Below are 25,485 nucleotides of genomic sequence, written 5' to 3' on the forward strand. Positions count from 1 at the left end.
GGCCGTGACGACCCGGCGCACCAGGCCGGCCCCCCGCCCACCCGAGGGCACACCACCCCCGGCGGAACTGGCACGCCAGGCCAGGGCCGTACTGGCCGACGCCGTACGGATCGCCCACTGGGCCGCGGACGGTACGGGCACGGGCTCCGCCCCGCTCGCCGCCCAGGCTCTGGAGCGGGCCGCCGCCGCACTGGAGCTGTCCCCGGCGCAGGTCCGGGCCGGCTGGGACCGGGCCAGGCTGGCCGGGCTGATCGAGCTGCACGGCGACACCGCCCGCCCCGGCTGGCGGCTGAGGGCCTGGGACCGCGACGACTCCGCCGTGCTCCGGGGCTGGGTGGCGCTCTTCGACGCCTGGTCGCTGGTCCACGCCTCACCCGACGGCATCGAGGCGACCGCTGTGGCGGAAGCCGTCGAGGCGGTGCCCCAGGTCCTCTCCCTGCTCCAGCTCTCGGCGGGCGCCGTCACCGTGCCCGCGCTCCTCGACCTGCTGGGCCAGCGCGTCGCGGAGCTCCACGAGGAGCGGTGCGAGGTGCCGTACGGGCCGAGGGAACAGCCCGTGGCCGCGGGCGGCCGGTCCGCCGACCTCAACGCGCTGCTGCTCGACTGGGCGCTCGAGGGCCTCGCCTCCGTCGGCGCCCTCACGCTCGGCGCCGGCCACGCCACCCTCACTCCGCTGGGCAACTGGGCGGTCTGGGTCAAGCTCGAACAGATCTGTGTCGCCGCACAGAGCCCGGCCGGCAACATCGAGCAGTCCGCGGCCGACATGCTGCTCGGCTGCGCGCGGCTCACCCCCGGCCCGGCCCGCGCCGAATACCGGGCCTGGCTCGCCGCCCGGCCCGTCGGCAGCGCCGTCGCCGAACTGCTGGCCGTCGCCCGCGGCGAGGACGCCCTGCTGCGCGGCCTCGCCTTCGAGGCGCTGCGCGTCGTCGGCGCCCCCGCCGAGCCCGTCGTCCGCTCCGTCGTCACGGAAGCGCCGCTGCGCCCGTACGCACTGCTCTGGCTGGCCGAGTACGAGGGCACCGACCCGGACGACGCCCAGGACGTCCTCAGCCGTGAGGAGGCGACCTGGCTCTGGGTCGACACGGCCGCGGCCGTGGCCGACCACGGCGAGACCGGGCTGCTGGTCCGCCATCTCGACTCCGCTGTCCAGGGCACGGTCCCCGCGCTCCTGGACGAGGTGCGCGCCGTGGGGCATCCGCGGACCGTCCAGGTACTGGTCGCCCTGGCCGCCGCCCACCCGGACCCGGCGCTCGCCAAAGCCGTACGCCGCGCCGCCTTCCAGGTGCACACGGGCGGTGCCTGACCGCGCGCGCCGTCGCCGCGGCGACGGCGGGCCCCCGGGGGACTCAGCCCGAGGCCCCCGGGGCGTACGTCCCGAAGCTCCACACGTTGCCCTCCGCGTCCCGCGCCATGTAGTCGCGTGAGCCGTAGTCCTGGTCGGTGGGCGGCATCAGGATCTCCACGCCGTGCTCCACGGCCCGCGCGTGGTGGGCGTCCACGTCCTCCACCACCACGTACACCCCGGCGGGTCCGGCGCCGGCCATGGCCCTGGCGAAGACACCCCCGCCCCCCTTGGAGCCGAGCATCACCCGGCCGTTGCCGCAGGACAGCTCGGCATGGAGCACGCTGCCGTCCTCGCCCTCGTACACCGCTTCCTCGGTGAACCCCAGGGCCTGGGTCAGCACTCCGATCGCGGCCTTCGCGTCGTCGTACAGAAGTGTCGGGAAGATCGTGGGAACACCGTCCGTGCCCGCCATCACGCTCACCCTCTCCAGCCAATTCGATGTGATCTCCGTCTCAGTCTCGCACCGGCCACCGACAACGTCAGCCGAAGGTGTCGCAGGCCTCGTACGCGCCGCGGTGACGGGGTGGGGGCGTGCGGCAGAGCAGCCGGAGCATGCGGTAAAGCAGGTGGACACCGCCAGTAGACTGAGTCCCATGGCAATTCTCCTTGTGCATTAGACGGCGTCGAGTCGTGAGCCCGCTGTCCCTCCGCCGTCCATACCGCCCTGGAGTTTTTCCGTGATCACCGCTTCCGGCATCGAGCTGCGCGCCGGCGCCCGCATCCTCATCGAGTCCGCCTCCTTCCGTATCGCCAAGGGCGACCGCATCGGCCTGGTCGGCCGCAACGGCGCCGGCAAGACGACCCTCACCAAGTGCCTCGCGGGGGAGGGGACACCGGCCGGCGGCACCATCACCAACAGCGGTGAGGTCGGCTACCTCCCGCAGGACCCGCGCACCGGTGACCTCGACGTCCTGGCCCGCGACCGCATCCTCTCCGCCCGCGGGCTCGACGAGATCCTGCGCAAGATGCGGGAGAACGAGGAGCGGATGGCGAACGGCAAGGGCGCCACCCGCGAGAAGGCCATGAAGCGGTACGAGCGCCTGGAGACGGAGTTCCTCACCAAGGGCGGGTACGCCGCCGAGGCCGAGGCCGCCACCATCGCCGCCGCGCTGAGCCTGCCCGACCGGGTGCTCGGACAGCCCCTGCACACCCTCTCCGGTGGTCAGCGCCGCCGTGTCGAGCTCGCCCGCATCCTCTTCTCGGACGCCGACACCCTGCTGCTCGACGAGCCCACCAACCACCTCGACGCGGACTCGATCGTCTGGCTGCGCGACTACCTCAAGACCTACCGCGGCGGCTTCATCGTGATCTCCCACGATGTCGAGCTCGTCGAGACCGTGGTCAACAAGGTGTTCTACCTCGACGCCAACCGCGCGCAGATCGACATCTACAACATGGGCTGGAAGCTCTACCAGCAGCAGCGCGAGGCCGACGAGAAGCGCCGCAAGCGTGAGCGCCAGAACGCCGAGAAGAAGGCCGCGTCCCTCAACTCGCAGGCCGACAAGATGCGCGCCAAGGCGACCAAGACCGTCGCGGCGCAGAACATGGCCAAGCGGGCCGAGCGCCTGCTCTCGGGGCTGGAGGCCGTGCGCGTCTCCGACAAGGTGGCCAAGCTGCGCTTCCCCGAGCCGTCGCCCTGCGGCAAGACCCCGCTGATGGCCGAGGGCCTCTCCAAGTCCTACGGGTCGCTGGAGATCTTCACCGACGTGGACCTCGCCATCGACAAGGGCTCACGCGTCGTCATCCTCGGGCTCAACGGCGCGGGCAAGACCACGCTGCTGCGGCTTCTCGGCGGTGCCGAGAAGCCCGACACCGGTCAGATCATCGAGGGTCACGGCCTCAAACTCGGCTACTACGCCCAGGAGCACGAGACCCTGGACCCGGAGCGCACCGTCCTGGAGAACATGCGCTCCGCGGCGCCCGACCTCGACCTCGTCGAGGTCCGCAAGACGCTCGGCTCCTTCCTCTTCTCCGGTGACGACGTGGACAAGCCCGCCGGAGTGCTCTCCGGCGGTGAGAAGACCCGGCTCGCCCTGGCGACGCTCGTCGTCTCCTCCGCCAACGTGCTGCTGCTCGACGAGCCGACGAACAACCTCGACCCGGCCAGCCGCGAGGAGATCCTCGGGGCCCTGCGCACCTACAAGGGTGCCGTCGTCCTCGTCACCCACGACGAGGGCGCCGTCGAGGCGCTCCAGCCGGAGCGGATCATCCTGCTGCCCGACGGGGTCGAGGACCTCTGGGGTTCGGACTACCGGGACCTGGTGGCCCTCGCCTGACCCGCCCGGGGCTCCTGGATCCGGTGCGGGACCCGGTGATCCCATGCGTCTGGATCATTCGGCCCATCGGTGATCCATCATCTGGGTGAGGGGGTCTCGTACCCCGGCGCGGCGCCCGGCAGATAGCTGCCGGGCGCACTCATTTCCGGCCACTCCACCCCGTACGGCCCTGACCTGGTCATTTTTCCCGGGTGCCGCTCCTCAGGGCCCCGGAAGCCTCTGGAATGCCTGATTCCGCTTGTGTTCTGCCGCTTCCCTGCGCGGAATCGGGTCGTACGGACCTTGCCGAATGGGTGGCCAGGAGGCGCGGTAGGGGTGATCATGAGAGTCCAGAGCGCACTTCCTTGAGGAGGCACGGGTGGCCGAGACTCTGAAGAAGGGCAGCCGGGTGACCGGCGCCGCGCGCGACAAGCTCGCGGCAGACCTGAAGAAGAAGTACGACTCCGGTGCGAGCATCCGGGCGCTGGCCGAGGAAACGGGCCGCTCCTACGGATTCGTCCACCGGATGCTCAGCGAGTCCGGAGTCACGCTGCGGGGACGCGGCGGAGCGACTCGCGGCAAGAAGGCCGCCACGGCCTGACGGCGGCAGCGGGTTCGGAGCGGGCGTGCGTCCGCTCCCGGGGCTCACCGGAACACCGGGTGGCCACCCGGCCGACCGCGAGGTCGTCCGGGTGGTTACTGTTCAGTTCAGTTACTTGCCAGTAAGTGCTGACTGCACCCGATCCGGAGGCGCTCCATGACCTCGCTCGACTCTGTGCTCGACAAGGACGGCGTACGGCTCACCGTCGATGACGCGGTTGCCACGGTGACGCTCACCAACCCGGCCAAGCGCAACGCTCAGTCTCCCGCTCTGTGGCGGGCGTTGACAGAGGCCGGACGGGGACTCCCCGGCAGCGTGCGGGTCGTCGTGCTCCGCGGCGAGGGCAAGTCCTTCTCCGCGGGCCTCGACCGGCAGGCATTCGCACCCGAGGGCTTCGACGGCGAGCCGTCCTTCCTCGACATGGCGCGCGGCCCGGAGGCCGAACTCGACGCGACCATCGCCGAGTACCAGGAGGCGTTCACCTGGTGGCGCCGCAACGACATCGTGTCGATAGCGGCCGTCCAGGGACACGCGATCGGTGCCGGCTTCCAGCTCGCCCTCGCCTGCGATCTGCGAATCGTCGCCGAGGACGTGCAGTTCGCCATGCGCGAGACCGGTCTCGGTCTCGTCCCCGACCTCACGGGCACCCACCCCCTGGTGAACCTGGTGGGATACGCCCGCGCCCTGGAAATCTGCGCCACCGGCCGCTTCGTGCACGCCGAGGAGGCCGAGCGCACCGGCCTCGCCAACCTCGTCGTCCCCGCCGACCAGCTCGACGCGGCGGCGCGCGACCTGGCCGGGGCCCTGCTCGCCGCCCCGCGCGACGCGGTCGTGGAGACCAAGGCACTGCTGAGCGGCGCCCTCTCACGTACGTACGAGGAGCAGCGCACCGCCGAGCGGGCCGCCCAGGGCCGCCGTCTGCGCGACCTCGCGGGCCTCTCCGACTGAACCCGACTGAACCCGGCTGAACCCGGCTGGGCAGCAGCCGCATGCCCCGCCCCCCGCCGTCCGGCGGGGGGCCGTGTCAGCCCCGGTTCACGACCGCTGTGACCACCACGGCGACCGTCGGCCTGCCCTCCAGGGCCTCGGCCACCGCTCCGCGCACCGCCTGCGCGACATCGAGCGCACGGTGGTCCCCCGCTGTCGCGAGCTCCACCTGGACATGTCCTTCCGAGAGCTGCACCGCGCTGCCCAGCACCCGCGTCAACGAGACGACGCCCGGTACCCCCGCCGCCGTCGTTCCCGCGGATCCGTCGGGTTCCGCCGCGTGGACGACGGCGGACGGCTCCGTGGCGGGGCGGGGCTCCTCCTCCAGCAGCTCCGTCACCCTGAGGTCCACCTCGTCGACCACCAGGCCGAGCCGCTGGGCCGCCGCCGCCAGCAGCGCCGCGCGCAAGGCGTCAGCGGTGGCGGGCAGCGGCCGCCGCGCCGTGGCGGAGAAGCCGGCCTCGATGCGCAGCGGTCCGGGCCGCAGACCGCTGGGAGGCCGTGGCACCACGGGATCCGGGGCGCTGTCCTCGTCGGCCGGCCCGATCCTGAGCTTCCCGAGCGCGGCCCCCGTTCCGGCCGCGGCGTCCCTCAGCACCTCCGCCGCCGCTCGTTCCGCGATCCAGGATCCGTCTGCGGGGCCGCCCAGAGGGAGCAGTCTGCCGAGGCCGAGCCGTTGGCGTACCGCAGACGTCCATCCATCCGCCCGGTGCGGGCTGTCAGCCGTTGTCATTGCTCCACCCTGCCCCATCCACGGCGCGGGACCGGGCAAGCGCACTTACTGTGGGCCACGGAAGTTCACCCGCCCCGAAGGGAAGAGCGGCGATGACCGAGAGCCCACAGCGGAACCGGCCCGACAACCCCGGCAGTGTGACCGGCGGGGACGACGGCAGGCAGAGCCAGTTCAACAAGCGCGGCGGGGGAGCCCCCGCGACACGCGGCCGCACCACCATCGCCGACGGCGTGGTCGAGAAGATCGCCGGAATGGCGGCACGGGACGTCGTCGGGGTCCACGCGATGGGCAGCGGCATCTCCCGGACGTTCGGCGCGGTACGCGACCGGGTGCCCGGCGGCAACAAGTCCGTGTCCCGCGGAGTCAAGGCGGAGGTCGGCGAATCGCAGGCCGCCCTCGATCTGGAGATCGTCGTCGACTACGGCGTGGCGATCGCCGAAGTGGCGCGCGACGTGCGCGAGAACGTCATCGCGGCGGTCGAGCGGATGACCGGCCTCGAAGTCGTCGAGGTCAACATCGCCGTGAGCGACGTCAAGCTGCCCGATGAGGACGACGACGAGGACGAGTCCGAGTCACGCGTCCAGTAGGCCTTCCCCGCGCGGCAGTTGAGGAGCACACGATGAGCATGGCTGTGGTCGGCCTGGTGGCCGGCATGGCGCTCGGTTTCGCCGGATACTTCGGTGGATTCGGGGCCTTTCTGCTGGTGGCCGCGCTGGGCGCGGTCGGCTTCATCGCCGGCCGCTTCCTGGACGGCGACCTCGAACCCGGCGACTTCTTCCGGAGTCGCGAGCGCGGCGACCGGCGACGGTGACGGGGGTGACAGACCGGGTCGACGCCGCCGCGCGAGGGCAGACCCGGATCGCCGACCGGGTCGTCGCGAAGATCGCCGCGCAGGCGGCGAAGGAGGCCGTCGACGAACGGCCCAAGGACGCCGACGCACCGCGCGCCACGGTCACCGTGCACCGTGACACCGCCCGGGTGCGGGTCAGTCTCGACCTGGCCTATCCCTGTGACATCGGCCGGCAGTGCGGCGCGGTGCGTCGTCGCGTGGCCGAACGGGTAAGGGACCTCGCGGGGATGGTGGTGCCCGAAGTGGCGGTGCAGGTCGAACGGCTGCACCGGTCAGGAGAGGGCACCGCGCCTGAGGGGAGCATCCGATGACCGAGCCCCAGGACCCGGAGAACAGCACGCGCCGTCTGCCCGTCGTCGAGTCGTCGCCACCCGGCGGCGTGCTGGAGATGGACCAGTCCGCGTCGGGTTCCACCTACGAAGCCGCCCCCGCGCAGGAGCGGACCGCCGGCAGGGCGGGCCGTTTCTGGTCGGGGCGCAGGATCCCCGCCGCCCTGCTCGCGCTGATCGTGCTCGGCGGCGCCGGCCTTCTGCTGTACGACATCGCGGCGGTGCGGGCCGACCACCCGGCCATGCAGTGGCGGCGCTCGGCCGCCGACGACCTGGCGAGCCGTCACCTGGACGATGTATGGGTCCTCGCGGGCTCGGCGCTGGCGGCCGCGCTCGGTCTCTGGCTGCTTCTCCTGGCCCTCACCCCGGGACTCCGCGCCCTGCTTCCCATGACCCGCCGGCACACCGGTGTACGGGCCGGGCTCGACCGGACCGCCGCCGCCTTCGTCCTGCGCGACCGGGCCGTGGAAGTGCCCGGTGTGCAGTCCGTCCGGGTGAGGACGAGCCGACGCAAGGCGAAGGTGCGCGCCCTCCCGCACTTCCGTGAACTCGACGATGTCAGGGCCGACCTGGACACCGTCCTGACGAACGCCATCAGCGAACTGGGCCTGGCGCGGCCGCCCGGCCTCTCGGTTCACGTGCGCCGGCCGGCGAAGAAGGGGTGAACCCGTGATCAAAACCGTCAACCGGGTCCTGCTCGGCCTGGCAGGGCTGATCCTCGTCGTCGTCGGCGGCGCCGTTCTCGCCACGGGACTCGGGCTGTCCGCGCCCTCCTGGTGGCCCTTCGGCGGCACCGACGACGTGCTGCTCAGCAAGGCCGACCGGACCAGGTGGCGGGACGAGGGCTGGTGGTGGCCCACCGTCATCGCGGTCCTCGCCGTTCTGGTCGTCCTCGCGCTGTGGTGGCTCCTGGCCCAGCTGCGCCGCGGGCGCCTCTCCGAGGTGCTGGTCGACAGCGGCGACGGCGAGGGAGCGCTGCTGCGCGGCAAGGCCCTGGAGAGCGCGCTCGGCGACGAGGCCGGGGCCCTGGACGGGGTGTCCGGGGCCAGGGCCACGCTGACCGGCCGGCGCACCGCACCCCGCGCACGGGTCCGGCTGCTGATGGAGCCGCACGCGTCCCCGGGACTGGTGCTGCGCGGTCTCTCCGAGGGGGCGCTGACCCACGCGCGGACCTCGGCCGGGCTGGACGAGCTGCCCGCCGAGGTCCGGCTGAAGGCGGTCAAGCACCGCGCGGAGCGGGTGACCTGACGGGCGCCCCGGGAACGGCCCGGGGATCCGCTCCGGGGATCCCCGGGGACCCGCCCTCCTGGGGGAGCCGTCAGAAACCGTGCCGGGCGCCGCCGTCGACCGGCACCATGATGCCGGTCAGATAGGAGGCGGCCGGGGAGAGCAGGAAGGCCGAGGTCTTCCCGAACTCCTCCGGGGTGCCGTAGCGGCGCAACGGGATGCGCGCCTCGTTCGCCGTACGGGACGCGTCCGCGTCGCCGGACAAGGCGTCCAGCTCGCGCACCCGGTCCGTGTCGATCCGGGCCGGCAGCACCCCGACCACCCGGATGCCGCGCGGGCCCAGCTCGTCGGCGAGGGACTTGGCGAAGCCGGCGAGACCGGGACGCAGCCCGTTGGAGATGGTCAGGCCGGGGATCGGCTCGTGCACGGAGCCGGACAGGACGAAGCCGATGACGCCGCCCTCGCCGAGCGCCTCGGCCGCCGTACGGGCCAGACGCACGGCGCCGAGGAAGACCGACTCGAAGGCCGACTGCCACTGGTCGTCCGTGTTGTCGGTGACGAAGCCGGGCGCCGGGCCGCCGACGCTGATGAGGATGCCGTCCAGCCGGCCGAAGCGTTCCTTCGCCGCGTCCACCAGCCGCCTGGCGGCCAGCGGGTCGGCGTTGTCCGCGGCGAGCCCGACGGCGTCGGGGCCCAGCTCCGCGGCGGCCTCGGCGGCGGTCTTCTCGTCACGCCCGGAGATGATCACCTTCGCGCCGTCGGCGGCCAGGGCGCGCGCGGTGGCGTTGCCCAGCCCGCGGGTGGCTCCGGTGACGATGTACACACGGTCCTTCAGTCCAAGATCCATGGCCCTATCCTGCCAAGTCCTCGCCGGCGGGGTCGACCGCACCGGCGAGGTCGACCGCGCTGTTCACCAGGCCGATGTGGCTGAACGCCTGCGGATAGTTGCCGAGCTGGCGCCGGGCCACCGGGTCGTACTCCTCGGCCAGCAGCCCCACGTCGTTGCGCAGCTCCAGGAGCCGTTCGAACAGGGCCTCGGCCTCGTCCCTCCGGCCCGTCCGGGTCAGGGCGTCGACCAGCCAGAAGGAGCAGGCGAGGAACGCCCCCTCGTCCCCGGGGAGCCCGTCCACCGACACGCCCTCGGTGCTGTAGCGGCGGATCAGACCGTCGTGGGCGAGCTCACGGCTCACCGCGTCGACGGTCCCCGTCACCCGGGGGTCGTCCGGCGGCAGGAAGCCGGTGCGCACGATCAGCAGCGTCGAGGCGTCCAGCTCCTGGGAGCCGTAGTACTGGGTGAAGGTGTTGCGCACGGGGTCGTAACCCTTCTCGCAGACCTCCGCGTGCACGGCGTCCCGCATCGCCCGCCACCGGTCGGCGTCGCCCGGCAGACCGGGGTTCTCCTCCAGGGTGCGCACCGCCCGGTCGGCCGCGACCCAGGCCATCACCTTGGAGTGGGTGAAATGGCGGCGCTGCCCCCGGACCTCCCACAGCCCCTCGTCCGGCTCACGCCAGGTGGATTCCAGGAAGCCGAGCAGACTGAGCTGAAGGTTCCAGGCGTGCGGCTTGTCGTCGAGCCCGGCGTCGCGGGCCAGCCTGAGCGAGTCGATGACCTCGCCGTACACGTCGAGCTGCTGTTGTCGCACGGCGGCGTTGCCGATGCGGACCGGCAGGGAGTTCTCGTACCCCCGCAGCCACGGCAGCTCCGTCTCGGGAAGTCTGCGCTCACCGGCGAGCCCGTACATGATCTGGAGATCCGCGGGGTCGCCGGCCACGGCCCGCAGCAGCCAGTCCCGCCACGCGGCCGCCTCCTCCACGTATCCGGCCGAGACCATCGCGGCCAGGGTGAGCGTGGAGTCCCGCAGCCAGCAGTAGCGGTAGTCCCAGTTCCGTACGCCGCCGATCTCCTCGGGTAGCGAGGTCGTGAGGGCCGCCACGATCCCGCCGGTGGGGGCGTACGTGAGTGCCTTCAGGGTGATCAGGGAACGGAGCACCGCCTCCCGGTACCTGCCGTGGTAGGTGCACCGTGCCGCCCACTTAGCCCAGTCGGTGAGGGTGTGCTTCAGCGCCTTGTGAGGGTCGATCAGCTTGGGGCGGGGGGAGTGCGAAGGGTGCCAGGTGAGGACGAACGCCACGGTCTCGCCCTCGGCGACCGTGAAGGAGGAGCAGGTGCTGAACTGCTGGCCCCACGTCTTCACCGGCGGCTCGCTGCGCAGCCAGACGGAGTCGGGGCCCGCGACGGCCACCCGGTGGCCGTGCGAGCGGCGCATCCACGGGACCACGGAACCGAAGTCGAACCGCAGCCGCAGGACGGAGCTCATGTCGACGCTGCCGCTGACGCCCTCGACGATCCGCATGACGTCGGGCGCCTTGTCGCGCTGCGGCATGAAGTCGATGACCTTGACGGTCCCGGTCCTGGTCTCCCAGAAGGTCTCCAGGACCAGGGAGTCGCCCACGTAGGCGCGCCGGGTGCAGGTGTCGGTGCTGTCCGTGCCCTGGGGGGCGATGCGCCAGTGTCCGTTGTCCTCGTCGCCGAGCAGGGCGGCGAAGCAGGCGCCCGAGTCGAAGCGGGGCAGACAGAGCCAGTCGACAGAACCGTTCCTGCCGACCAGGGCGGCGGTCTGGAGATCGCCGATGATGGCGTAGTCCTCGATGCGTGGGGTCACGCTCTGGCGTCTTCCCGAACCTGAGCCCCGCTAAGCAGCGAAAGCGGTACGAACGGACGGTGCGGCCCAGGCCCTACGCGGTCGCCGGTTCCGGCCGTGCCGCGGTGTCGCCGTCCTTGTCCGCGGCGGCCTCCTCGCGGTCGCGCTTCTCACGGCGTACGAGGATGACCCAGCCCACCGGGACACCGGCGGCGAAGAGCCACCACTGGACGGCGTACGCCATGTGCGGGCCGATGGAGCTGTCGTCGGGGGCGGCGATCGTCTCGGGGCTGCCGTCGGCGGGCTGGGGGGCGGTCAGCTCGACGTACCCGCCCAGCACGGGACGGCCGAGCAGCTGCGACTGCTGGGAGCTGTTGATCAGCATCACCTGGCGGTCCGGCAGGCCCTGGAGGTCCTTGATGCCGCTCGCGCTCGTCGTCTCGTCCGCCTTGAGCCGGCCCGTGACGGTGACCTCGCCGCGCGGCGGGGCGGGAACCTCGGGGAAGGACTGCTGGTCGGCCGCGGCCGGGACCCAGCCGCGGTTGACCAGGACGGTGCCGCCGCCCTTGAGGTCCAGCGGGGTCAGGACCAGTACGCCGATGCGCTCGTCCTGCGAGGTGCGGCGGCGCACGACCACCTCGTGCTCGGTGTCGAACGTCCCGGTGGCCTTCACGGCCCGCCAGTAGTCGGAGCGGGGGACCGTGTGTCCGGGAGAGGTGAGACGGGTGACGGAGACCGGGTCCGCCTCCAGGTTCCGTGTGATCAGCGCGTTCTGCTCGACCCGGTGTTCATGCCGGTGCAGCTGCCAGAAGCCCAGCTCCACCATCGTGGGAATCATGGCGAGGACGAGGAGGGTGAGAATCACCCACTGCCGGGTCAACAGGAAGCGGTACACCCCATGACCGTACAACCGGGGTCATGGGGTGCGGCACGGAGGGTCCCCCGTGCGGACGGGCCGGCCCGTCATACTTTGTCCACGATGCCCGCCCTTCCCTCGGCGCGGGCGCAGTGGCCGCCGCAGTACCAGTGACCGTCGGCCTCGACGCCCTGGCCGATGACCTGGACCCGGCAGTGCTCACAGATAGGCGCCATGCGGTGAATGGCGCAGGAGAAGCAGTCGAAGACATGCACCGCGCCCTGCGCGTGCACCTCGAAGGACATCCCGTAGTCGTTTCCGCAAACCTCACAACGTGCCATGCGCCACAGGGTGGGACGCCGGGCCGCGGCGGGCGAGCCGAAGCGGGGCGAGTCGCCCCCGGTTCACTCCGATGACGGTGACGGCTTCGGCACGGCGACCGTCCTGGCCGGTGCGACGTCCCTCAGCAGATGGGTGAAGGCGCTCTCCTCCAGGACGGGGGTGCCGAACGACTTCGCCTTCACCGTCTTCGACGTCGCCGAGTCCGGGTCGTTGGTGACGAGCAGGCTCGTCAGCCGCGACACGCTGGTCGCCACGTGCAGACCCGCCTCCACCGCGCGGTCCTCCAGAAGCTCCCGGTCGACGGACGTGTCACCGGAGAACGCCACCCGCATGCCCTGCATGAGGGGTTTGTCCGACTCGTAGCGCCCGGGGTTCGGATACGGGCACGCGGGCCGCTTGCGCGAGGGGCGCCAGCTGCCCTGGCCTCCCGAGGGGCGGTACCCGGCGCGCGGGGTGACCGGGGAGTCGTACCACTCGGTCAGCGGGCGGCACTCCAGCAGCGGCAGCCGCACCCCGTCCCTCGCCGCGGCGAGCAGGCTCGGCCGGAAGGCCTCGGCCAGCACCCGCGCGTCGTCCAGCGCGTGGTGCGCGCGCTCCTGCACCACGCCGAAGTGCGCGGCCAGCGACTCCAGCTTGTGGTTGGGCAGGGGGAGCCGGAGCTCCTTGGCGAGCGCGATGGTGCACAGCCGCTGCTCGACGGGCGCGGTGACCGCCGCACGCGCGTACTCCCGGGCGATCATCGACCAGTCGAACGCGGCGTTGTGGGCGACGAGCACCCGGCCGGCGAGCCGCTCGGACAGCTGGGCGGCGACCTCGGGGAAGAGCGGGGCGCCTTCCAGGACATCGCTGGTCAGCCCGTGGATCCAGACGGGGCCGGGGTCCCGCTCGGGATTCACCAGGGTGTACCAGTGGTCCTCGACCTCGCCTCTCGCGTCCAGTCGGTACACGGCAGCGGACACTATCCGGTCGTCGCGGGCGAGTCCGGTGGTCTCCACGTCGACGACCGCGTACCCCTGGGGATACGCGGCCGGCCACGGCGCTGCGGTCTGACGGTCGTCGAGCATGGTCACAGAGAATACGGGCCGGGACCGACAGCGGCCTATCCGGGCGGCCCCCGAAGCGAACGCGGAGCCGCTTCCGAGCAGTTGACCGCGCCTCCGGAGACGCGGGTCGGGGATGCGCCCGGGGAGGGCGCGGTGAGACGCTCCCGGGGTGACGGACCCGCATGCGCAGACACACGACGAACCCCACCGAGGCGGCCTCGGCACCCGGCTCAACTGGCTCCGGGCCGCGGTCCTCGGGGCCAACGACGGGGTGGTCTCCACCGCCGGCCTCGTCGTCGGCGTGGCCGGGGCCACCGACGCCCGTTCCACCCTGCTGACGGCCGGCCTCGCCGGGCTGCTCGCGGGGTCCATGTCGATGGCGGCGGGCGAATACGTCTCGGTGTCCACCCAGCGCGACTCGGAGAGGGCCGCCCTGGCCACCGAGAAGCGGGAGCTGGAGGAGACCCCGGAGGCCGAGCTCGACGAACTGACCGGACTGCTGGAGGAGAAGGGGCTGAGCAACACTCTCGCCCGGGAGGCCGCCGTCCAGCTCACGCAGCGCGACGCGCTGCGCGCCCACGCCGAGGTCGAGCTGGGCATCGACCCGGACGAGCTGACCAACCCGTGGCACGCGGCGGGGGCGAGCTTCCTGGCGTTCACCGTGGGCGCGCTGCTGCCGCTCCTCGCGATCGTGCTGCCCCCCGTCTCCGTGCGGCTGCCGGTCACCGTCGTGTCGGTGCTCGCGGCGCTGGCCCTCACCGGCTGGTGGAGCGCCCGCCTGGGCGAGGCACCGGTACGGCGCGCGGTGCTGCGGAACATGGCCGGGGGAGCGGTGGCCATGGGGGTGACGTACGCGGCGGGGGCGCTGCTGGGTGCGGCGGGGGTGTGAGGCCGGCCCCCGAGCGCCTCTACATGTCCCGCAGGATCTGCTCCGGCGCGAAGAGGTCGGTGCCGATGGCCATCGTGTCGGCACCCAGGTGCACCGTCAGCCCTTCGAGATCCGCCAGCGGTGTCAGATCGACCGGGCCGTCGTCGTAGGTGGAGTACAGGTACAGATGGCTCAGGGCGGGAAGTTCCCGCAGGGGCCCCAGGCCCTTGGTGAGCAGGCAGTGAGTGAGGACGAGTGCGCGCAGGGACGTGAGGCCCTTCAGCAGGGCCAGGTCGGGAAGGGCCAGCTGGGCGAGGTCCAGACGGGTGAGGCGCTGGAAGAACGGGGTGCGGCCCACGTACCTGAGGTGCCGCAGGTCGACCAGTCCGAGCTCCCGGAGTTCCGTCCACTGTTCGATGCCCTCCAGGGTCAGGTCTCCGGCCTCGCGGCCCAGGAAGAGTGTCCTGAGGCGACGGCCCAGAGCCAGTTCGCCGACGCTCTCGACGGGAAAGCGATGGCTCAGGGTGAGCTCGCTGATCTCCGTGAGCGGTTCCAGGTGTTCCTTCGGCAGGCCGGGATTCAGCCGGACCAGCGACAGCCAGGTCAGCCTGAGATCCGCCAGAGGGCTGATATCACTGATCCGGGGACACATGCTGAGACCCACCTCGGTGAGTGATCGCATCGAGGCCAGGGACTCGATGCCTGTCAGTGCCTCGTTGTCGTAGACGAAGAGCCGCCACATGTCCTTTCTGGGGACCAGCGAGGAGAGATCCCCGTGGTCGCCCTGCAGCCGGATACGCCGTGCCTCCGGGACATGGCGCAGGGCAGCCATCTGCCGGGCGTCGGCCACCGACACGTCGACCCGGCTCCACGTCTGTGGCGCGAGCACTTCCCGGGCGTAGGTCTCGGCGTCGAAGGAGCTCCACGCGTAGGTGAGTTGGGCGGCCACCGAGTCCCGCCCGTCCTCCCGGTAGCGCTTGATCACCTCGTAGGCCGCGTCACCGCCGACGAGGGCGGCCGTCAGCACGACGTAGCCCGCCGCGTTCGCGCCCGGGGCCTCGTCCGGTCCCGGCAGCAGTTCCAGGACCAGTTCGCCGGCCCCGGCCAGCTCCTCCGCCTCCGCCCGGCTGCGCGGCGGCAGCAGGGCCGCGGTCTGCTGCTGCACCTCGGCCCGCACGGCCGGGTCCAGCTCCGGTGCGTGCTCCAGGCTCGCCGCGGCCAGCAGCACCAGCCGGTTCCGGTGCTCGCGTGTCCGGTCGGCGCGTTTGAGCAACTGGCGCAGGAGCCGGGCCCGTTCGTCGGGGCGGGCATGGCCCACCGCCATCTGAACCACGTCGTGCCACTGGTCGTCGTGCGCGTGCTTGACCAGCACGCCGAAGTCGCGGGCCTCCACGGCGGCCTTCGCCCCGAGGTAGTCCTGGAACGTCCGGTGCACGAAGCCCACCGCCCGCGGGGCAGGTTCGCGCAGCAGACCACTCCGGATCAGCAGGTGCGCGAACACCTCCTCGGCCGTGCCCCGGACCTGGGGCATCGCCGTCATCCACTCGGCCACCATGGCCAGGGCCTCGTCGCGGTCGGCCTCCGCCTGGCCGTTACGGATCAGCCAGTACGCCAGCCGCTGCAGCAGCGCCGTCTGCTCCTCCCGGGTCAGGTCGACGCCCTCGACGCCGATGATCTCGCGCTCCGTGTCGCGGCGTACAAGCAGCATGTCCAGCGCGGCGTCGTACAGCTCCTTACGGGCCCGGGGCAGCTGCATCCGCCGGTCGCGGTTCAGCGCGCAGAGCAGGGCGCACATCAGGGGATTCGTCGCGAGCCGGCCGAGGTCGAGGCGGGTCGTGACCGCGCGCCGCAGCGAGGCCTCGTACACCTCGAGCTGCTCGCGCTCCTGCGGCTCCGGGCATTCGGAGCGGGCGGCCGCGTGCCAGTGGCCGATGAACGCGAGGAGATCCTTGCGTTCCATGGCCAGCAGGGAGTGCGCCTCGAATCCGAATCCGGCCAGCCAGCTCTCCGGTACGGCCGACGGACGGGTCGTCACCACGTAACGGCACCTCGGGTAGGCAGCGATCAGGTGCTTCAGCCACATCTCCGTACGGTGGCGCAACCGGGCCGGAACCTCGTCGACCCCGTCCACCAGGATCAGGCCCCGCCCCTCCGTCAGCAGCCCGTCGACCCAGCCGGCCGGCTCGGCGCCGTGCAGCGGCACGCCTGCCGCGCGCAGGAACTCCTCGGGGGTGGGCAGTGTCCCGTGCTGGGCGAAGGCGCGCAGCCGCAGGACGAACGGCACGCAGCGGTTCCAGTCCTCCAGACCGCTGCCGAACGTGCGCCGGGCCGCGTTCAGCGCCAGCCACTGCACCAGTGTGCTCTTGCCGGAGCCGGCCGGGCCGCGCAGCAGCAGCCGGCCCGTCCCGGACAGCGCCTGCTCCATGGAGAGCGTCGTCGGGGCGGTGCGGTCCAGTCCGTCCTGCCCGGCCGTCTCGCCGCTCACGCTCAGACTGATGTACGCCGTCTCCAGCGGCCACTCGCTCGCCGACCGGCCGAGCGTCAGCCCGAACAGCCCCATCCGGCTGTTCGTCGTGGCCACGAAATCGGCGTACCGCTGCTCGAAGGCGAGAGCGGCGGCGTCCGGCCTGGGGCCGACCCGGCTGCGCACGTCCTCCACCAGCTCCCGCGTCCGCGCCCCCGCCCGGGTCTGTTCCACCGCCGCACGGGCGGCGAACGACGGGTGTGCGGTCAACTGCTCGACGAGGTGCTCGCAGCACCGGCCGAGCACCTCCTCGTACAGCTCGGCCGCGCGTGGCGCGAGACCGGCCGCGGGCGCCGACAGCTCCGCCCGCAGCCGGCCGGCGTCCAGGCCGAGCGCGAACAGCCGTTCCGCGTCCAGGTCACCGGCCGTGGCGAAGGCGGCGTGTACGGAGTCGAGGGCCGCGAGGCGCTCGTGCTCGGGCAGGTCCGCGTACCGCTCGGTGAGCCTGCCGCCGAGCACCTCGACCAGCCGGTCCGGTTTCGCGGGGCGGGGAAGCGGCCGGACCGGGTCCGGGACCAGCCCGGCGCCGGGCCTGGGGGTCAGCAGTGACCTGGCGACCGTGCCGACGACCGTGGTGGCCAGTCGGATCAGCGCAACTTCCGTACCGCTCACGTGCGTTCCTCCCCCTCGACGGCGCGCGTGCCGGAGATCCTACGACGGGGGAGTTGGCGGAACCCGCCAAATCCTGATGACGCCACGTCTCACATACTTGTCGGTAACAACGTCTATGCCCGGCACCTCGCCGGGCTCTACGGTGCTCGCATGGAGCCGAACCTGCCCGATGTCGTGCTGTGGTCGATCCCGGCCTTCGTCCTGCTCACCGTCCTCGAAATGGCACTCCACCGGCTCCACCCGGACGAGGACGCCGCCGGGTACGACGCCAAGGACGCCGCCACCAGCGTCACCATGGGACTCGGCAGCCTGGTCTTCGACCTGCTGTGGAAGATACCCATCGTCGCGATCTACGCGGCCGTCTACGAGCTGACACCGCTGCGCGTCCCCGTCCTGTGGTGGACGGTCCTTCTGATGCTGCTCGCCCAGGACTTCTTCTACTACTGGTCCCACCGGGGCCACCACGTCATCCGGATCCTCTGGGCCTGCCACGTGGTCCACCACTCCAGCCGGAAGTTCAACCTCACGACGGCGCTGCGCCAGCCCTGGACCTCGCTGACCGTCTGGCCGTTCTACGTCCCGCTCATCGCCTGCGGGGTCCACCCGGCCGCGCTCGCCTTCTGCTCGTCGGCGAACCTCGTCTACCAGTTCTGGGTGCACACCGAACGGATCGACAAGCTGCCCCGGCCCTTCGAGTTCGTCCTCAACACCCCCTCGCACCACCGGGTCCACCACGCCTCCCAGGGCGGATACCTCGACCGGAACTTCGGCGGGATCCTGATCGTCTGGGACCGGCTCTTCGGCTCCTTCACCGCCGAGACCGAGCGGCCCGTCTTCGGGCTCACCAAGAACATCGCCACCCACAACCCGCTCCGCGTCGCCACCCATGAGTACGCCGCCATCGCCCGGGACGTACGGGCGGCCACCACCTGGGGCGAACGGGCCGGACGGATCTTCCGCGGGCCGGGCTGGCAGCCGTCGCGCCCCGCGGACGCCGCCGCGACCGTGAAGCCGCGCCCCGCCGCCGAGCGCACCGGATGACGCCCCGCGCGGGTGCGCCCCGGCTCGTGCGCCCGCTGCTCGTCGCCTTCCTCGCGGTGGCCGCCGTCGACCTGGCCGGACTCCTGGCCGGGGCGCAGACCGCGCACCTCGTCGCCAAACCGCTGCTGATGCCCCTGCTCGCCGCCTGCGCGGCGGCGCGCGGCGGTCCCCGGCTGCTCGTCGCCGCCCTGCTGTGCGGCTGGGCCGGGGACGTGCTGCTGTTGCCCGACTCGGAGGCCGCCTTCCTCGCAGGGATGGCCTGCTTCGCCGCGGGCCACGTCTGCTATCTCCTGCTCTTCGGCCGTGCCCGGCTCCGTCCGGCCGCGGGACTCGCGTACGCCGCCGTCCTCGTGGCCTTCCTCGCCTACCTCTGGACCGGGCTGCCGGGCGAGCTCCGGATCCCGCTGACCGGATACAGCCTGCTCCTCGCGGCCATGGCCTGGCGGGCCGGCGCGCTCGGCCGGTACGCCGCGCTCGGCGGCGCGCTCTTCCTGCTCTCCGACGCGCTCATCGCCACCGGCATCGCCGGCCGGCCGCAGCTCCCCGCCCACGACTTCTGGATCATGCTGACCTATCTGGCCGCGCAGTACCTGCTCACCAGGGGGGCGCTCGGCGGAACGGCGGATGCCTCTCGGTGGGTCCGGACGGGGTGCCGGGCGGCTACAAGGCGATGGACGAGCGCACGGCGCTCAAGGTCCTCATCACTCCGTAGCCACGCGCGGGAGGGGCCGGGGACAGCTGCCCCCGGCCCCTCCCTCATGCGTTGTTACCAGCGGACCGCGTCCAGCGCGTCCACGACGCCGGCTCCGTAGAAGCCGTTGTACTGCTTGCCGCCTTCGCAGACCGCGTCGACGGTGCCGTCACCGTCGATGTCGTACGGCGCTCCGCACGCGGTGGCGTCGGCCTGGAGCGTCAGCAGCGCCTTCACCGCGCCCGCCGAGGCGCGCGGGTGGGTCGACTTGATCAGGGCCGCGACACCCGCGACGTGCGGGGACGCCATGGACGTACCGGCCTTGTAGCCGAATCCGCCGCCGGGCAGCGTGGACAGGATCAGACCGTTGTCCGCCGGTGCGTCGGGCGCCTGGTAGCGCGTCGAGTCACCGCCGGGGGCAGCCACGTCGATGACTCCGAGACCGTAGTTCGAGTAGGAGGACTTGAGGTTCTTCGCACCGGTCGCGGAGACCGTCACGACACCCGGCAGCATGGTCGGGATGTCGGGGCAGGCGCTCGGGTCGACCGTGCGGGTGACCGTCGTCGAGTCGTTGGGGCTCGTCGTGTCCTCGATGGCGTCGAGGGCCAGGTCGTGGTCGGAGTTGCCGGCCGCGGCGACGTTCACGACGCCCTTGCCCTCGGCGTAACGGGTGGCGCGGGTGACCGCCTCCACCAGGGCGCCCTGGTCGGGGTCGTTCTTGCAGTTGAAGAGCCACGGGTCGGTGTAGTAGCTGCTGTTCGTCACGTCGACGCCGTGCTCGGCGGCCCAGACGAAGCCGCAGACGACGGCCTCCGTGTAGAAGAACCCGGCCGGCGTGGACACCTTGATACCGGAGACCTTCACGCCGGGCGCGACGCCGGTGACGCCGGTGCCGTTCTTCGCCGCGGCTATGGTGCCCGCGACGTGCGTGCCGTGGTCGCTCTCGCCGGCCGCGGGCCGCCAGGCGCCGTCCGTGGTGTCGGGGGCGCCGGACACACAGTTCACCGACGCCGCGCGGTCGAAGTTCGGGGCCAGGTCCGGGTGCGTGTCGTCCACGCCGGTGTCGATGACGCCGACCGTGACCTTGCTGCTGCCGAGCGACTTCTTGTGCGCCTGGTCCGCCTTGATGGCCGGCAGGTCCCACTGCAGCGGCTCCAGCGGGTCCTGCCCCGCCACTGCGTCCGCCGACGCCGCCCGCGCCGCCGCCGCGGTGAGGGGCTGCTCGACCCCGATGTCCTTCGTCGCCGCCGGAGCGATGGGGCTGGTGCGGGTGGCGCCCGCCGACTGGACGCCCCTGGCCTTGCGTATCGTCGCGCCGAAGTCCGGGTTCTGCGAGTGGACGACGATGACGCCTATCTTGTCGTACGACGTCACGACGGTGCCGCCGGCCGCGGATATCGCCTTCCGCACCTGCTTGACCGTGCCGTGACCAGCCCGCGTGTTCACGACGTACGACAGCTCGGGGCCGTCCGTTCGAACCGTCGCCGCAGGCTCGTCCGCGGGTGCCGCGGCCGCGGTCCCCGTCGGGAGGAAGCCGAGCGAGGCCGTGAGCGCGAGTCCGACGGGCAGCGTGAGTACGCGAGTCCGTCTGGATGCCAGATGAGCCATGGGTTCTCCACATCATCCGTGCCGTGGGCCGGACACCGGTGTGTCCGTCCGGTACATGACGAGTGAAGCTATCGCTGATCTTCCCGGCGTATCAATGAATACGGGCAAGTGAGTTCGAGGTGTGACCTCTGGGAGTCGCGTGCGTGGGAGCCGGCCCGAGAAGACAGAACCTGCGGTGAACCGCCTCGCCGCGCTCTCCGTGCCGTTGCACAGGGAGTCGTGCGAGCAGCCCCCGCCGGCCGAAAGCGCAGAGGACTTCCCGTGAAATCCACCGTTCCCACCACCGCACCCGCGTCGCGAGGAGAATCCGTGGCCACCGAAGCACCGCCGCCCCAGACCCCTGAGGGCGGTCCCGTCCAGCCCACGACCGAGGCGTTCATCGAGGAGCAGAACAGCCCGGAGTTCGCCGAACTGCGCCGCTCCCACCGCTCCTTCGCCTTTCCGCTGACCGTCGGCTTCATCGCCTGGTACCTGCTGTACGTGCTGCTGTCCAGCTATGCCGACGACTTCATGAGCAAGATCGTCTTCGCGAACTTCAACGTCGCCTTCGTGTTCGGCCTCGCCCAGTTCGCCACCACGTTCCTCATCGCCTGGTTCTACTCGCGCCACGCCACGAACAAGCTCGACCCGCAGGCGGCGGCCATCAAGTCCCGTCTGGAGGCCGACGCATGAGCGCCGCCCACACCTCGCACGCCGTGATCCAGCTCGCCGCGGAGACGTCGTCGACGAGCGAGCACCGGCCGCTGATCATCACCCTCTTCGCGGTCTTCGTCGCGGCGACCCTCGGCATCACCGTCTGGGCCGGCCGGCAGACCAAGAGCGCGTCGGACTTCTACGCGGGCGGACGGCAGTTCACCGCCTTCCAGAACGGCCTCGCCGTCTCCGGCGACTACATGTCGGCGGCGTCCTTCCTCGGTATCGCCGGTGCCATCGCGCTCTTCGGCTACGACGGCTTCCTCTACTCCATCGGCTTCCTCGTCGCCTGGCTCGTCGCCCTGCTGCTCGTCGCCGAACCGCTGCGCAACTCGGGCCGCTACACCATGGGCGACGTCCTCGCCTACCGCATGCGGCAACGGCCGGTGCGTACCGCCGCGGGCGTGTCCACCATCGTCGTGTCGATCTTCTACCTGCTGGCCCAGATGGCGGGCGCCGGCGTACTCGTCGCCCTGCTGCTCGGCATCACCAGCGACGCGGGCAAGATCCTCATCGTGGCGCTGGTCGGCGTGCTCATGATCCTCTACGTCACCATCGGCGGCATGAAGGGCACCACCTGGGTGCAGATGGTCAAGGCCGTGCTGCTCATCGCGGGCGCCCTGCTGATGACCCTGATGGTGCTGTGGAAGTTCGACTTCAACGTCTCCGACCTCCTCGGCACCGCCGCGGAGAAGAGCGGCCACGGCTCGGCGTTCCTGGAGCCCGGCCTCAAGTACGGCGTCACCGACGTGTCCAAGCTGGACTTCATCTCGCTCGGCATCGCGCTCGTCCTCGGCACCGCCGGTCTCCCGCACATCCTGATCCGCTTCTACACCGTCCCGACCGCCAAGGCCGCCCGTAAGTCCGTGAACTGGGCCATCGGCATCATCGGCGCCTTCTACCTGATGACGATCGCCCTCGGCTTCGGCGCCGCGGCCCTCATCGGACCCGAGGAGATCAAGGCGAAGAACCCGGCGGGCAACGCGGCGGCACCCCAGCTAGCCGAGTACCTCGGCGGACTCGGCACCACCGGCGGCGCCGTCATGCTCGCCGTCATCTCCGCCGTCGCCTTCGCGACGATCCTCGCCGTCGTCGCGGGGCTCACCCTCGCCTCCTCGTCCTCCTTCGCCCACGACATCTACGCCAACGTCATCCGCAGGGGGAAGGCCACCGAGAAGGAGGAGATGCGCGCCGCCCGGTGGGCCACCGTCGCGATCGGCGTCGTCTCCATCGGCCTCGGTGCGATGGCACGCGACCTGAACGTCGCGGGACTCGTCGCCCTCGCCTTCGCCGTCGCCGCGTCGGCCAACCTGCCGACCATCCTCTACAGCCTCTTCTGGAAGCGCTTCACCACCCAGGGCGCCCTCTGGTCCATCTACGGCGGCCTCGCCTCGTCCGTCCTGCTGGTGCTGTTCTCCCCGGTCGTCTCGGGGAAGGCCAGCTCGATGTTCCCGGACGTGGACTTCGCCTGGTTCCCCCTGGAGAACCCGGGCCTCATCTCCATCCCGCTGGGCTTCCTCCTCGGCTGGGTCGGCTCGGTGGTCTCCAAGGAGGAGCCGGACAGGGGCAAGTACGCCGAACTCGAGGTCAAGTCCCTCACCGGCACCGGAGCCCACTGACCGGCCCTGCCGCACCGGCCACGCCCCGGCGGGGCCCCGTCCCGGAGACCTGCGGCGGGGCCCCGTCGTACAGACCTACGACGGGGCCCTGCCGCACCTCGTGTCAACCGAGCCCCCGCGATGTCACAGGCCTCGCGTAGTCTCGGTGGTGTCAGACCGCATCCGCGGACATCGCCGGGGGAGGGGGCCCACAGTGCTCATCGACACCTACGGGCGGGTCGCCACCGACCTGCGTGTCTCACTGACCGACAAGTGCAATCTCCGCTGTACGTACTGCATGCCCGAAGAAGGCCTGCAGTGGCTCTCCAAGACCGAGCTGCTCAGCGACGACGAGATCGTCCGGCTCATCCGGATCGCCGTCACCGAGCTCGGTATCACGGAGGTCCGCTTCACCGGCGGCGAGCCCTTGCTGCGGCCCGGGCTGGTCTCCATCGTCGAGCAGTGCGCCGCCCTGGAGCCCCGGCCCCGGATGTCGCTCACCACCAACGGCATCGGGCTCAAGCGCACCGCGGCGGCCCTGAAGACGGCGGGCCTCGACCGGGTCAACGTCTCCCTGGACACCCTGCGCCCGGACGTCTTCAAGACGCTCACCCGCCGCGACCGGCACCAGGACGTGCTGGAAGGGCTCGAGGCCGCACGCGAGGCCGGACTCACCCCCGTCAAGGTCAACTCCGTCCTCATGCCCGGGCTCAACGAGGACGAGGCCCCCGACCTGCTCGCCTGGGCCGTGGACAACGCCTACGAGCTCCGCTTCATCGAGCAGATGCCGCTCGACGCCCAGCACGGCTGGAAGCGCGACGGCATGATCACGGCGGGCGACATCCTCACCTCGCTGCGCACGCGCTTCACCCTCACCGCCGAGGGCGACGAGGAGCGCGGATCGGCCCCCGCCGAGCGCTGGACCGTGGACGGCGGCCCGCACCGCGTCGGCGTCATCGCCTCCGTGACCAGGCCCTTCTGCGGAGCCTGCGACCGCACCCGGCTCACCGCCGACGGACAGGTCCGCACCTGCCTCTTCGCCCGCGAGGAGACCGACCTGCGCGGCGCACTGCGGTCCGACGCGCCGGACGAGGAGATCGCCAGGATCTGGAAGCTCGCGATGTGGGGCAAGAAGGCGGGCTCCGGCCTCGACGACCCGACCTTCCTCCAGCCCGACCGGCCCATGTCGGCGATCGGCGGCTGAGAGGCTGCCGGGTGACCCGGACCGGGCGGGCCACGCCAGGCCCGAGGTCACCCGGCGGCCTCTGAGGACTCCCACTCCGCGAGCGTCACGACGTCCTTGAGGAAGCCGCGCACACCGAGGAACGACGAGAGGTGCTCCCGGTGCTCCTCGCAGGCCAGCCAGGTCTTGCGGCGCTCCGGGGTGTGCAGCTTGGGATTGTTCCAGGCGAGCACCCATACGGCGTCGGCGCGGCAGCCCTTGGCGGAGCAGACCGGTGCGCCGGAGGCGCTCTCGGCGGAAGTCTCGGGGAGGTTCACGGCCTCAACCCTAAGGGCTCCCGCGCGGGGCCTTCGCGACGCATCCCCGCCGGAGAATGGCGACGCCGGGCAGCCACGGGGGGAGCTGCCCGGCGTCGGTCCGTCGCTCCGACGGGGGATGCGGAGCGCATCCGAAGTATGCCACGGGGGTCAGGGTCCGGTGCACCGGAACGGCATGATTGAACTGAGCTTTTCTTGAGCTTCCGCGGAGCGAGCTTGGCGGAGCCCTTCCGCTCAGCCCGCAGGCCGCGGACCGCCGCCGGCCGGCCCGGGATCCGTGACCGGCTCCGGAGCGGGCTCGGCGGCGCCGGCCACGGGAGCCGCGCCGAGAACCGGCCGCATCGGCGCGGGCACGAACGTCGTGGGGAGCGAAGGGGCGTTCTCACGGCCGGCGTTGGCGATGACCACCGCGACATAGGGAAGCAGGACACCCAGCGCGAGCGCCACCACGGCCACATGCCTCTCGACGTTCCACAGGGTCGTGGCCAGCACCACGGAGACGGTGCGCACGGACATCGAGATGATGTAGCGCCGCTGTCTGCCCCGCACATCGTCGGCAAGCCCCTGACGGGCACCGGTGATCCGGAAGACCTCCGTACCGCTCTGCTTCCGCATCGTGATTCCACCACCAGATCTCTGTGCCGGACTTCCCCGGACGGTGCGCTCCTACGGTACGCCCGGCGCCCGCCTCCTTCGAGACCGGGGCGAGCCCCGTACGCCCGGCTCCGGCCCGCGGTCCCACGTACGGCCCTGTCCGGCATGCGGCGTACGTCCGGCCGACCGAGACTGGGCGAACGTGCGCACACCGCGCCGCACGAGGAGGCGATATGAGCTGGTTGTGGGCAATCATCGTAGGGCTGGTGCTGGGTGTCATCGCCCGGGCGATCCTGCCCGGTAAGCAGGACATCCCTCTCTGGCTGACGGTGGTGTTCGGCATCCTCGGCAGCATCCTCGGCAACGCCGTCGCCACCTGGATCGGTGTCAACGACACCAAGGGCATCGACTGGATCCGCCACGTGCTGCAGCTGATCGGTGCCGTGGTCGTCGTCGGTGTCGGAGACATGCTCTGGCAGTCGATCCGGGGCAAACGGGGCAGGAGCCGGCGAGCCTGATCCCGTAAGACACAGCACCGCGGCCGGT

The 25,485-nt window shown here is 71.7% G+C and carries 27 protein-coding genes and 1 pseudogene; 17 read left to right on the forward strand and 11 right to left on the reverse strand.

The window, feature by feature from the left end:
• Window positions 1-4 precede the first annotated feature (4 nt).
• Window positions 5-1,303, forward strand: a complete 1,299-nt coding sequence (locus AB0P41_RS19410; RefSeq protein WP_365933175.1) for a hypothetical protein — start codon at window positions 5-7, stop codon at window positions 1,301-1,303.
• 43 nt (window positions 1,304-1,346) lie between these two features.
• Here the strand turns inward: AB0P41_RS19410 and AB0P41_RS19415 are convergent, their stop codons facing one another.
• The gene (locus AB0P41_RS19415; RefSeq protein ID WP_356711909.1) at window positions 1,347-1,757 is read right to left on the reverse strand and encodes a VOC family protein; all 411 of its coding nucleotides are present in this window, start codon (window positions 1,755-1,757) and stop codon (window positions 1,347-1,349) included.
• A gap of 265 nt (window positions 1,758-2,022) precedes the next feature.
• Between AB0P41_RS19415 and AB0P41_RS19420 the strand changes: the two genes are divergently transcribed.
• The 3 genes from AB0P41_RS19420 to AB0P41_RS19430 all read left to right on the forward strand — a co-directional run bounded on the left by AB0P41_RS19420 (window position 2,023) and on the right by AB0P41_RS19430 (window position 5,149).
• Entirely contained in the window at window positions 2,023-3,621 is a 1,599-nt protein-coding gene (locus tag AB0P41_RS19420) for an ABC-F family ATP-binding cassette domain-containing protein (protein WP_356711907.1), read from the forward strand.
• A 358-nt stretch (window positions 3,622-3,979) separates the two neighbouring features.
• Window positions 3,980-4,201, forward strand: coding sequence for a helix-turn-helix domain-containing protein (locus AB0P41_RS19425; protein WP_018518904.1), 222 nt, complete (start codon window positions 3,980-3,982; stop codon window positions 4,199-4,201).
• A 156-nt stretch (window positions 4,202-4,357) separates the two neighbouring features.
• On the forward strand, window positions 4,358-5,149 hold the full coding sequence (locus tag AB0P41_RS19430) for an enoyl-CoA hydratase/isomerase family protein (protein WP_365933111.1): 792 nt from the start codon (window positions 4,358-4,360) through the stop codon (window positions 5,147-5,149).
• 76 nt (window positions 5,150-5,225) lie between these two features.
• Here AB0P41_RS19430 and AB0P41_RS19435 read toward each other — a convergent pair whose 3' ends face one another.
• The gene (locus tag AB0P41_RS19435; RefSeq protein WP_356711903.1) at window positions 5,226-5,921 is read right to left on the reverse strand and encodes a hypothetical protein; all 696 of its coding nucleotides are present in this window, start codon (window positions 5,919-5,921) and stop codon (window positions 5,226-5,228) included.
• Between the two features lie 92 nt (window positions 5,922-6,013).
• Between AB0P41_RS19435 and AB0P41_RS19440 the strand changes: the two genes are divergently transcribed.
• Genes AB0P41_RS19440 through amaP form a run of 5 tightly spaced genes read left to right on the forward strand, consistent with a single transcriptional unit; the run spans window position 6,014 to window position 8,348 of the window.
• Window positions 6,014-6,508: an Asp23/Gls24 family envelope stress response protein gene (locus tag AB0P41_RS19440; protein ID WP_356711901.1), complete on the forward strand. Its 495-nt coding sequence runs from the start codon at window positions 6,014-6,016 to the stop codon at window positions 6,506-6,508.
• 32 nt (window positions 6,509-6,540) lie between these two features.
• Window positions 6,541-6,732: a hypothetical protein gene (locus AB0P41_RS19445; RefSeq protein WP_030920082.1), complete on the forward strand. Its 192-nt coding sequence runs from the start codon at window positions 6,541-6,543 to the stop codon at window positions 6,730-6,732.
• Complete coding sequence (locus AB0P41_RS19450; RefSeq protein WP_365933114.1) at window positions 6,729-7,082, forward strand: hypothetical protein; 354 nt, start codon at window positions 6,729-6,731, stop codon at window positions 7,080-7,082. The genes AB0P41_RS19445 and AB0P41_RS19450 overlap by 4 nt, the downstream gene beginning before the upstream one ends.
• A complete protein-coding gene (locus AB0P41_RS19455; protein WP_365933115.1) occupies window positions 7,079-7,765 on the forward strand; it encodes a DUF6286 domain-containing protein in 687 nt (228 codons plus the stop codon). Before AB0P41_RS19450 ends, AB0P41_RS19455 begins: the two co-directional genes overlap by 4 nt.
• Before the next feature lie 4 nt (window positions 7,766-7,769).
• Window positions 7,770-8,348 carry an alkaline shock response membrane anchor protein AmaP gene (amaP, locus tag AB0P41_RS19460; protein WP_356711894.1) on the forward strand — a complete coding sequence of 193 codons (579 nt, stop codon included), beginning with the start codon at window positions 7,770-7,772 and terminating at the stop codon, window positions 8,346-8,348.
• A gap of 70 nt (window positions 8,349-8,418) precedes the next feature.
• Here the strand turns inward: amaP and AB0P41_RS19465 are convergent, their stop codons facing one another.
• The 5 genes from AB0P41_RS19465 to AB0P41_RS19485 form a co-directional block, all read right to left on the reverse strand.
• Complete coding sequence (locus AB0P41_RS19465) at window positions 8,419-9,174, reverse strand: SDR family oxidoreductase (protein ID WP_365933117.1); 756 nt, start codon at window positions 9,172-9,174, stop codon at window positions 8,419-8,421.
• Between the two features lie 4 nt (window positions 9,175-9,178).
• Window positions 9,179-10,990 carry a glycoside hydrolase family 15 protein gene (locus AB0P41_RS19470; protein ID WP_365933119.1) on the reverse strand — a complete coding sequence of 604 codons (1,812 nt, stop codon included), beginning with the start codon at window positions 10,988-10,990 and terminating at the stop codon, window positions 9,179-9,181.
• Window positions 10,991-11,063: 73 nt separating this feature from the next.
• Window positions 11,064-11,864 (reverse strand): SURF1 family protein, encoded by an 801-nt coding sequence (locus tag AB0P41_RS19475; RefSeq protein ID WP_365933121.1) that lies wholly within the window; start codon window positions 11,862-11,864, stop codon window positions 11,064-11,066.
• Window positions 11,865-11,932: 68 nt separating this feature from the next.
• Window positions 11,933-12,166 carry a hypothetical protein gene (locus AB0P41_RS19480; RefSeq protein ID WP_078850781.1) on the reverse strand — a complete coding sequence of 78 codons (234 nt, stop codon included), beginning with the start codon at window positions 12,164-12,166 and terminating at the stop codon, window positions 11,933-11,935.
• 63 nt (window positions 12,167-12,229) lie between these two features.
• Window positions 12,230-13,237, reverse strand: coding sequence for a DEDDh family exonuclease (locus AB0P41_RS19485; protein WP_356711886.1), 1,008 nt, complete (start codon window positions 13,235-13,237; stop codon window positions 12,230-12,232).
• Window positions 13,238-13,379: 142 nt separating this feature from the next.
• Between AB0P41_RS19485 and AB0P41_RS19490 the strand changes: the two genes are divergently transcribed.
• A complete protein-coding gene (locus AB0P41_RS19490) occupies window positions 13,380-14,099 on the forward strand; it encodes a VIT family protein (RefSeq protein WP_365933123.1) in 720 nt (239 codons plus the stop codon).
• Window positions 14,100-15,784: 1,685 nt separating this feature from the next.
• Window positions 15,785-16,120: a thrombospondin type-1 domain-containing protein gene (locus AB0P41_RS19495; protein ID WP_365933176.1), complete on the forward strand. Its 336-nt coding sequence runs from the start codon at window positions 15,785-15,787 to the stop codon at window positions 16,118-16,120.
• Here the strand turns inward: AB0P41_RS19495 and AB0P41_RS19500 are convergent.
• Window positions 16,003-16,638 (reverse strand): annotated as a pseudogene (locus tag AB0P41_RS19500) (NACHT domain-containing protein); the annotation flags it as partial. The gene AB0P41_RS19495 and the pseudogene AB0P41_RS19500 overlap by 118 nt on opposite strands.
• Before the next feature lie 726 nt (window positions 16,639-17,364).
• Here AB0P41_RS19500 and AB0P41_RS19505 point away from each other — a divergent pair.
• Window positions 17,365-18,255, forward strand: coding sequence for a sterol desaturase family protein (locus tag AB0P41_RS19505; protein WP_356711882.1), 891 nt, complete (start codon window positions 17,365-17,367; stop codon window positions 18,253-18,255).
• Window positions 18,252-19,067 (forward strand): lysoplasmalogenase, encoded by an 816-nt coding sequence (locus AB0P41_RS19510; RefSeq protein WP_365933125.1) that lies wholly within the window; start codon window positions 18,252-18,254, stop codon window positions 19,065-19,067. Before AB0P41_RS19505 ends, AB0P41_RS19510 begins: the two co-directional genes overlap by 4 nt.
• On the opposite strand, the gene AB0P41_RS19515 is transcribed toward AB0P41_RS19510, so the two are convergent.
• Window positions 19,022-20,554, reverse strand: a complete 1,533-nt coding sequence (locus AB0P41_RS19515; RefSeq protein WP_356711878.1) for a S8 family serine peptidase — start codon at window positions 20,552-20,554, stop codon at window positions 19,022-19,024. The genes AB0P41_RS19510 and AB0P41_RS19515 overlap by 46 nt on opposite strands.
• Before the next feature lie 309 nt (window positions 20,555-20,863).
• Between AB0P41_RS19515 and AB0P41_RS19520 the strand changes: the two genes are divergently transcribed.
• The 3 genes from AB0P41_RS19520 to moaA all read left to right on the forward strand — a co-directional run bounded on the left by AB0P41_RS19520 (window position 20,864) and on the right by moaA (window position 24,049).
• The gene (locus tag AB0P41_RS19520; protein ID WP_356711876.1) at window positions 20,864-21,226 is read left to right on the forward strand and encodes a DUF485 domain-containing protein; all 363 of its coding nucleotides are present in this window, start codon (window positions 20,864-20,866) and stop codon (window positions 21,224-21,226) included.
• Window positions 21,223-22,866 carry a cation acetate symporter gene (locus tag AB0P41_RS19525; protein WP_365933127.1) on the forward strand — a complete coding sequence of 548 codons (1,644 nt, stop codon included), beginning with the start codon at window positions 21,223-21,225 and terminating at the stop codon, window positions 22,864-22,866. The genes AB0P41_RS19520 and AB0P41_RS19525 overlap by 4 nt, the downstream gene beginning before the upstream one ends.
• 193 nt (window positions 22,867-23,059) lie before the next feature.
• Window positions 23,060-24,049, forward strand: a complete 990-nt coding sequence (moaA, locus tag AB0P41_RS19530; RefSeq protein WP_365933129.1) for a GTP 3',8-cyclase MoaA — start codon at window positions 23,060-23,062, stop codon at window positions 24,047-24,049.
• Between the two features lie 47 nt (window positions 24,050-24,096).
• Here moaA and AB0P41_RS19535 read toward each other — a convergent pair whose 3' ends face one another.
• Together AB0P41_RS19535 and AB0P41_RS19540 are read right to left on the reverse strand one after the other, a co-directional pair.
• Window positions 24,097-24,345 carry a hypothetical protein gene (locus tag AB0P41_RS19535; protein WP_365933130.1) on the reverse strand — a complete coding sequence of 83 codons (249 nt, stop codon included), beginning with the start codon at window positions 24,343-24,345 and terminating at the stop codon, window positions 24,097-24,099.
• A 234-nt stretch (window positions 24,346-24,579) separates the two neighbouring features.
• The gene (locus AB0P41_RS19540) at window positions 24,580-24,960 is read right to left on the reverse strand and encodes a DUF3099 domain-containing protein (RefSeq protein WP_356711867.1); all 381 of its coding nucleotides are present in this window, start codon (window positions 24,958-24,960) and stop codon (window positions 24,580-24,582) included.
• A gap of 212 nt (window positions 24,961-25,172) precedes the next feature.
• Here AB0P41_RS19540 and AB0P41_RS19545 point away from each other — a divergent pair, with 212 nt between their 5' ends.
• A complete protein-coding gene (locus AB0P41_RS19545; protein ID WP_356711865.1) occupies window positions 25,173-25,457 on the forward strand; it encodes a GlsB/YeaQ/YmgE family stress response membrane protein in 285 nt (94 codons plus the stop codon).
• Window positions 25,458-25,485: the final 28 nt, after the last annotated feature.

The organism is Streptomyces sp. NPDC079167, from assembly GCF_040686735.1.
GTDB lineage: Bacteria > Actinomycetota > Actinomycetes > Streptomycetales > Streptomycetaceae > Streptomyces.

Coding starts and splice junctions, on each gene's coding strand:
- AB0P41_RS19430 (WP_365933111.1), top strand. CDS start 4,358: ATGACCTCGCTCGACTCTGTGCTCGACAAGGACGGCGTACGGCTCACC.
- AB0P41_RS19440 (WP_356711901.1), top strand. CDS start 6,014: ATGACCGAGAGCCCACAGCGGAACCGGCCCGACAACCCCGGCAGTGTG.
- AB0P41_RS19495 (WP_365933176.1), top strand. CDS start 15,785: ATGTCCAGCGCGGCGTCGTACAGCTCCTTACGGGCCCGGGGCAGCTGC.
- AB0P41_RS19480 (WP_078850781.1), bottom strand. CDS start 12,166: ATGGCACGTTGTGAGGTTTGCGGAAACGACTACGGGATGTCCTTCGAG.
- AB0P41_RS19445 (WP_030920082.1), top strand. CDS start 6,541: ATGAGCATGGCTGTGGTCGGCCTGGTGGCCGGCATGGCGCTCGGTTTC.
- AB0P41_RS19415 (WP_356711909.1), bottom strand. CDS start 1,757: ATGGCGGGCACGGACGGTGTTCCCACGATCTTCCCGACACTTCTGTAC.
- AB0P41_RS19455 (WP_365933115.1), top strand. CDS start 7,079: ATGACCGAGCCCCAGGACCCGGAGAACAGCACGCGCCGTCTGCCCGTC.
- AB0P41_RS19465 (WP_365933117.1), bottom strand. CDS start 9,174: ATGGATCTTGGACTGAAGGACCGTGTGTACATCGTCACCGGAGCCACC.
- AB0P41_RS19510 (WP_365933125.1), top strand. CDS start 18,252: ATGACGCCCCGCGCGGGTGCGCCCCGGCTCGTGCGCCCGCTGCTCGTC.
- AB0P41_RS19515 (WP_356711878.1), bottom strand. CDS start 20,554: ATGGCTCATCTGGCATCCAGACGGACTCGCGTACTCACGCTGCCCGTC.
- AB0P41_RS19435 (WP_356711903.1), bottom strand. CDS start 5,921: ATGACAACGGCTGACAGCCCGCACCGGGCGGATGGATGGACGTCTGCG.
- AB0P41_RS19525 (WP_365933127.1), top strand. CDS start 21,223: ATGAGCGCCGCCCACACCTCGCACGCCGTGATCCAGCTCGCCGCGGAG.
- AB0P41_RS19540 (WP_356711867.1), bottom strand. CDS start 24,960: ATGCGGAAGCAGAGCGGTACGGAGGTCTTCCGGATCACCGGTGCCCGT.
- AB0P41_RS19505 (WP_356711882.1), top strand. CDS start 17,365: ATGGAGCCGAACCTGCCCGATGTCGTGCTGTGGTCGATCCCGGCCTTC.
- AB0P41_RS19545 (WP_356711865.1), top strand. CDS start 25,173: ATGAGCTGGTTGTGGGCAATCATCGTAGGGCTGGTGCTGGGTGTCATC.